Origin of the sequence: Micrococcus sp. 116, from assembly GCF_902506395.1 — a bacterium.
GTDB lineage: Bacteria > Actinomycetota > Actinomycetes > Actinomycetales > Micrococcaceae > Micrococcus > Micrococcus luteus.
Genome location: NZ_LR732370.1, coordinates 721,901 through 727,590 on the forward strand (window position 1 = coordinate 721,901; position 5,690 = coordinate 727,590).

Consider the following 5,690-nt stretch of genomic DNA (forward strand, 5'->3'; position numbering starts at 1 on the left):
GTACCAGGGGGCGGGGGAGTACCTCGTGCTCGAGGCCGGGCCCGACGTCGCCGCGGGCGCCCACGAGCGCACCCGCCCGGGCCTGAACCACCTGGCCTTCCGGGCCGGATCGCGCGCCCGCGTGGACGAGCTCACCGCCGCCGCGCGCGACCGGGGGTTCCGCCTGCTCTTCGAGGACCGCCACCCGCACGCCGGGGGACCGGACCACTACGCCGCCTACCTCGAGACCGCGGACGGCTTCGAGGTGGAGCTGGTGGCCGTCGAGGACTGAGGCCGCGTCCGGGCAGACCGCGCCTCGCCCGGGGTCACCCCTCGGGCAGGATCACCCGCAGCGCGCCGGGCTTCGCGCCGGACGGCCGGGCCAGCTCGACCTCCCAGCCGTGGCCGTCCCCGGCCCGCGCGACCACGTCCGCGACGCGCTCCAGCGTCGAGGTCTCCCGCGCCCCCGCCTCCAGCAGCGCGCGGGCCACGAGGCCGCGGGTGTGCTTGGCGAAGTGTGAGACGACGGTCCGCTCGCCGTCGCGCAGCTGGAACACGTCGACCGCGAGGGTCCGCTCCGCCGGTGCCCGCCACTGGGCCGCGTAGCCGCCGGAGCGGCAGTCGACGACGGGCCCGCCGTCCCGTGCGGCGAGCGCGTCGAGGGCGGGGGTCAGGACGGGGCGCCAGTGCGCGGCCAGCCCGGGCAGCCCCGGCAGCTTCGCGCCGACGGGCAGCCGGAAGGCGGGGATCCGGTCCGCCAGCGCGGTGGCGCCGAACAGCGCGGAGAAGACCAGCACGGACGCGCGGGCGCGGCGCTTCGCCGCCGCGGACAGGGAGGCGTGGTCGAGCGCATCGAAGAGCACGCCCGTGAACACCCGGTGACCGGGCGCGGCAGGGGCCGAGGCCAGGCGCGTGTTCGCCTCGACCTCGCCGGTGAGCGACGCCCCGACGCCGAGAGCCGCCAGGGCATCCGGGGCGGCCGAGACCGCGGCGAGCCGCGTGAGCAGGTCCGCGCGGGCGCCCGTCACCGCGGCGTCATCGGCCAACGCGAGGGCATCGAGGTCGAGCGGGGCCCCGGAGCGGGGCGCGGTCTTGCCCTCGGAGGGCGGCAGCAGGATCAGCACCGGGCCAGCCTAGCTGTAGGAGGGCATGACGTTGTTGACTCGGGCCGGTGCCAACGAGGCCGGAGGAGCGTCTCCGCAGGAGGTATGAGGCCGATGGTAGTTGTAGTGGTTCACCCACACCGCCAGGGCCTCACGCGTTAGCGTGAGTCATGAGTGGGTCTTCTCGGGCAGGTCGGTGGTGTAGGAACTTCCATCCTGCGGGAGAGGCCCACTCGTCTCATCTCAGCCCGGTACCCATGTCAAGAACCTCATGACCCACAACACCTAGCCAGGCGCCCCGGGCCGACGTCGTCGTCCGGACCTGGCACAGTGGTGGGGTCCGCACAGCCGCCCCGCATCCCAGGAGTCGCCCGATGACCGCCATGAACGTGTTCGGCGTGGTGTACCCGTTCGTCCTGCTCGTGATCGCGGCCGCCGTGTGGCTCGGGATCCGCTCCAGTGGGCGGGAGCGCACGCACGCCTCGGCCGTGGAGCAGCGCCTGCGGGAGCGCACCTTCACGGGGCAGGACCGGGTGACGCTCGAATGGCCGCGGGACCGGCGACGCCCGAGCCTGGCGAAGGTCGTCTCGATCGGCGAGTCGTACGGGTACCGCCTGCTGGACAAGCGGGAGCGCGAGCACGTGGTGGAGCTCGAGTTCGAACGGATCCTCGACGACGAGGGGTTCTGACCCCAGCCGGGGGCCGTGAGGCGGGACGGACCGGCTGTAAGCCGGGTTCTGTGCCTCGCGCGCGTTGCCCCGCGCGAGGTGACGGCCATCCATCTGGGCCCGCCATCGCTGACGGGCTCGAGCGGCCAACCCGGACGCTGGGGCGAGCAGCCCTCGTGACGCGTCCTGTTCGGCCTTGCACCGGATGGGGTTTACCGAGCCGGCCCCGTCACCGGGGCCGCTGGTGGTCTCTTACACCACCCTTTCACCCTTACCGCCGCGCACACGGCGCGGAGGCGGTCTTCTCTCTGTGGCACTGGCCCGCGGGTCGCCCCGGGTGGATGTTGTCCACCATCCTGCTCTGTGGTGCCCGGACTTTCCTCGCACCCCCCGCAGGGGCACGCGGCCGTCCGCCGATCCGTCCCGACCGACCAGTGTACGCCCCGTCGCGACCGCAGGGCCGCTCCGGACGTGTCCTCGCCTAGAATGGCGGAGTCCGCCGACAACGAGGTCGGGGGATGGGGCCTGCCCAGGACGGCCCCGCCAGGTTTCAAGGAAGGACTCCCGTGGCAGACACCGCCTCGACCCAGACCCCCGAGTGGAACACGCAGCAGAAGCTCGCGGAGAAGATGGTCCCCCTGCTGGGCACCCTGTACCGCGAGCACAACGTGGTCACCTCGATCTACGGGCGCTCCCTCGTGAACCGCGGCGTGATCGACATCATCAAGGCCCACCGCTACGCCCGCCGCGTGCAGGAGGCCCCGCTGAGCGTCGAGTCCACCTACCCCCTGGTCGAGGCCATGGCTGCGATGGACCTGGGCGCCGCCACCGTCGACCTGGCCGAGCTGGCCGCCAAGCAGAAGGCCTCGGGCCAGGACGTCCAGGCCTTCCTGGACGCCGAGCTCGCCGAGGTCAAGGGCAAGGCCGGTGAGGGCCTGGGCGAGACCCAGGACGTCGTGCTCTACGGCTTCGGTCGCATCGGCCGCCTGCTGGCCCGCATCCTCCTCGACCATGCCGGCGGTGGCTCCAAGCTGCGCCTGCGTGCCGTCGTCGTGCGCAAGAACTCGGAGGACGACCTGATCAAGCGCGCCTCCCTGCTGCGCCGCGACTCGATCCACGGCCCGTTCGACGGGACGATCGTGGTGGACGAGGACCGCGACGTGATCACCGCCAACGGCACTGAGATCCAGGTCATCTATTCGAACGACCCGACCACGGTGGACTACACCTCCTACGGCATCAAGGACGCGCTGGTCGTCGACAACACCGGACGCTGGCGCGACGACGAGGGTCTGTCCCAGCACCTGCAGGCCAAGGGCGCCGCGAAGGTCCTGCTGACCGCCCCGGGCAAGGGCGAGATGAAGAACATCGTGTACGGCGTGAACTCGGACGACATCACGCCCCAGGACACCATCATCTCGGCGGCCTCCTGCACCACCAACGGGATCACCCCGGTGCTCAAGGTCATCCAGGACGACTACGGCATCGACCACGGCCACGTGGAGACCGTGCACGCCTACACTAACGACCAGAACCTCGTGGACAACTTCCACAAGGGCGCCCGTCGTGGCCGTGCCGCCGGCATGAACATGGTCCTCACCGAGACCGGCGCCGCCAAGGCCGTGGCCAAGGCCCTGCCCGAGCTCAAGGGCAAGCTCTCCGGCAACGCCATCCGCGTCCCCACCCCGGACGTGTCCATGGCCATCCTGAACCTGGAGCTGACCACGCCCACCTCGGTGGAGGAGCTCAACGCCCGCCTGAAGCAGGAGTCCCTCACCGGCCCCCTGCGCGGCCAGGTCGGCTACGTGGACTCCCCGGAGGTCGTGTCCACCGACTTCGTCGGCTCGGACCGCGCCGGCGTCGTGGACGGCCTGGCGACCCTCGTGAACAACGACGGCAAGAACGCCATCCTCTACGTCTGGTACGACAACGAGTACGGCTACTCGCATCAGGTGATCCGCGTGGTGGAGAAGATGGCGGGCCAGCAGGTCCCCGCCTTCCCGCAGGCCTGACCCGCCGACGACCGACGGCCCGTCCCCGCGGAGGGGACGGGCCGTCGTCGTGTGCCGACCGGGTCGGACGTCGAGCCGAGGCTCAGTCCTCCTTGGGCCCGTGGTCGCCGTCGGGGCCGTGCTCGTGGTCTTCGTGGTCGTCGGCGTCGTGGCCGAAGGGGTCCTCGTCCGTGCCGGGCAGCCACGTCACACCGGGCACGTTCAGACGCTCGGCCCGCTGCGCGCGCTTCCAGCGCCGCTGCCACTTGCCCTCGAGCCGGTTCACGTAGAGGGTGCCGTTGAGGTGGTCGTACTCGTGCTGCATGATGCGCGCGAACCAGCCCTCGGCCTCGAACTCGAACATCTCCCCGTCCACGCGCTGGCCGGACAGGCGCACGCGGGTCGGGCGCTGCAGGGGGAAGCCGAGCCCGGGCACCGAGAGGCAGCCCTCGGTGTGCTCGTCCGGGTGCGGCTCCTCCCGCGGCGCCTTGTCCAGGTGGGTCAGCACCGGGTTGATCACGTGGCCCACGTTCAGCGCGTCGCCGGAGTCCGGGAACGTCCACGTGAAGATCCGCAGCCCGACCCCGACCTGCGGGGCGGCCAGGCCCACGCCGTGCGCGGCGTCCTGCGTGACGTACATGTCCTCGATCAGCTCGCGGATCTCGTCGTCGATCACCTCCACCTCGGCCGCGCGCCTGTGCAGCACGGGCTCGCCGTAGACGGTGATGGGACGGATGGAGGCCATGGCGCTGCGCTTCCCGGCCCGGGCTGCGGGCCTGCGTGGGTAGGGGGACGGGGGAGTCCCCAGCCTACCGCCGGCGACACCACGACGACGGCGGTCATTCCGCGGCAAGGGCCTCCAGCGCCTCCGGGTCCAGCAGCGTCACTCGCGGGCCCTCGATGGCGATCAGGCCGTCGTCGGCGAGGCGGCGCAGCCCGCGGCTGAACGCCTCGGGGGTGGTGCCCAGCAGCGAGGCGACGTCCTTCTTCGGCGCGGCCAGCACCACGACGAGGTCGGCCTCGTCCCGGAGGGCCGGCAGGCCGAGCAGATGTCCGGCGATCCGCGCGGTGACAGGCTGACGCTCCCATGCCAGCCGTTGTTCAGCCTCGGCCAGGCGGACGGCCAGCGTCCGCATCACGCGTCCCCCGATGCCCGGATGCTCGGCCAGGAGTCGGGCGACCTCGGCGTGGGAGAAGGTGCACAGGCGGGTCGCGGCCACGGCGCGCGCCCCGTGCCGGGCCGGCTCGCCCGTGAGGAACTCGTGCTCGCCCACGGAGTCCCCGGGCTCGACCATCCGCACCACGCGTTCCCGGCCGGTCGCTGAGCCGAGCGTCAGCGCCAGGCGGCCGCTGTGCACGACGCACAGGCGGTCCGTGCGGTCACCGGCCAGGTGCAGGGCATCGCCGGCCTCGAGCACGAGCGGCCGCGCCAGGGCGGAGACCCGGCGCAGCTGCTCCAGATCCAGCCCGGTGAACAGCGGGACCCGGGCCGCGCACGGCTCTGGTTCATCCACGGGGATGAGGGGCAGGTCGATACGCACGCCATCAGCCTCCCACACGGCGGCTTGACCGCGGTCAAGGCGTACCCGCCGTCCCCTTCGTAGCGTCAGTGACATCCCCGGAGGACGGGGATCGGACCGGGCACCCGCCCGTCCGCTCAGCCTCATCGGCGGCCGCGCCGGTGACGACCCACAGGAGTGACCATGACCGCCACCACGCACACCCTGCTCCGCGCCGAGGGCTTCAGCTGCCCCTCGTGCGTCCGGAAGATCGAGAAGGCCCTCGACGCCCTGCCCGGCGTGACCGGCGCGCAGGTCCACTTCGAGACCCAGCGCATCGAGGTCGACCACGACCCGCAGACCACCACTGCCCAGGACCTCGTCGAGGCCGTCGCCAAGGTCGGCTACACCGCCCGGCCGTCGGCCTTCTGACCCCGCCCGCCCCCGACG

At 72.3% G+C, this 5,690-nt stretch carries 7 protein-coding genes, 1 other RNA gene and 1 pseudogene; 4 read left to right on the forward strand and 5 right to left on the reverse strand.

What is annotated here, in order from left to right; translation table 11 throughout:
• A partial coding sequence (locus CITRIK5_RS03395) for a VOC family protein (protein ID WP_370462567.1) occupies positions 1 to 271 on the forward strand: 271 nt, incomplete at its 5' end.
• 34 nt (positions 272 to 305) lie between these two features.
• Here the strand turns inward: CITRIK5_RS03395 and CITRIK5_RS03400 are convergent.
• On the reverse strand, positions 306 to 1,103 hold the full coding sequence (locus CITRIK5_RS03400) for a YaaA family protein (protein ID WP_078026072.1): 798 nt from the start codon (positions 1,101 to 1,103) through the stop codon (positions 306 to 308).
• 9 nt (positions 1,104 to 1,112) lie between these two features.
• Positions 1,113 to 1,238 (reverse strand): annotated as a pseudogene (locus CITRIK5_RS03405) (integrase core domain-containing protein); the annotation flags it as partial.
• Between the two features lie 218 nt (positions 1,239 to 1,456).
• Between CITRIK5_RS03405 and CITRIK5_RS03410 the strand changes: the two are divergent.
• Positions 1,457 to 1,771: a hypothetical protein gene (locus tag CITRIK5_RS03410; protein ID WP_002856827.1), complete on the forward strand. Its 315-nt coding sequence runs from the start codon at positions 1,457 to 1,459 to the stop codon at positions 1,769 to 1,771.
• A 21-nt stretch (positions 1,772 to 1,792) separates the two neighbouring features.
• On the opposite strand, the gene rnpB is transcribed toward CITRIK5_RS03410, so the two are convergent.
• An RNA gene (rnpB, locus tag CITRIK5_RS03415) (RNase P RNA component class A) lies at positions 1,793 to 2,172 on the reverse strand.
• Positions 2,173 to 2,316: 144 nt separating this feature from the next.
• Between rnpB and CITRIK5_RS03420 the strand changes: the two genes are divergently transcribed.
• The gene (locus tag CITRIK5_RS03420; RefSeq protein WP_159833093.1) at positions 2,317 to 3,762 is read left to right on the forward strand and encodes a glyceraldehyde-3-phosphate dehydrogenase; all 1,446 of its coding nucleotides are present in this window, start codon (positions 2,317 to 2,319) and stop codon (positions 3,760 to 3,762) included.
• Between the two features lie 82 nt (positions 3,763 to 3,844).
• Here CITRIK5_RS03420 and def read toward each other — a convergent pair whose 3' ends face one another.
• Both def and CITRIK5_RS03430 read right to left on the reverse strand, forming a co-directional pair.
• Positions 3,845 to 4,486 carry a peptide deformylase gene (gene def / locus CITRIK5_RS03425; protein WP_159833095.1) on the reverse strand — a complete coding sequence of 214 codons (642 nt, stop codon included), beginning with the start codon at positions 4,484 to 4,486 and terminating at the stop codon, positions 3,845 to 3,847.
• Positions 4,487 to 4,580: 94 nt separating this feature from the next.
• Positions 4,581 to 5,282 (reverse strand): Crp/Fnr family transcriptional regulator, encoded by a 702-nt coding sequence (locus CITRIK5_RS03430; RefSeq protein WP_236557137.1) that lies wholly within the window; start codon positions 5,280 to 5,282, stop codon positions 4,581 to 4,583.
• 162 nt (positions 5,283 to 5,444) lie between these two features.
• On the opposite strand from CITRIK5_RS03430, the gene CITRIK5_RS03435 reads away from it, so the two are divergent.
• Complete coding sequence (locus tag CITRIK5_RS03435) at positions 5,445 to 5,672, forward strand: heavy-metal-associated domain-containing protein (RefSeq protein ID WP_010078881.1); 228 nt, start codon at positions 5,445 to 5,447, stop codon at positions 5,670 to 5,672.
• Positions 5,673 to 5,690 lie beyond the last annotated feature (18 nt).

Bases quoted from the DNA above. Each gene is read 5' to 3' on its own strand.
- def (WP_159833095.1), bottom strand. From the start codon at position 4,486: ATGGCCTCCATCCGTCCCATCACCGTCTACGGCGAGCCCGTGCTGCAC.
- CITRIK5_RS03435 (WP_010078881.1), top strand. From the start codon at position 5,445: ATGACCGCCACCACGCACACCCTGCTCCGCGCCGAGGGCTTCAGCTGC.
- CITRIK5_RS03410 (WP_002856827.1), top strand. From the start codon at position 1,457: ATGACCGCCATGAACGTGTTCGGCGTGGTGTACCCGTTCGTCCTGCTC.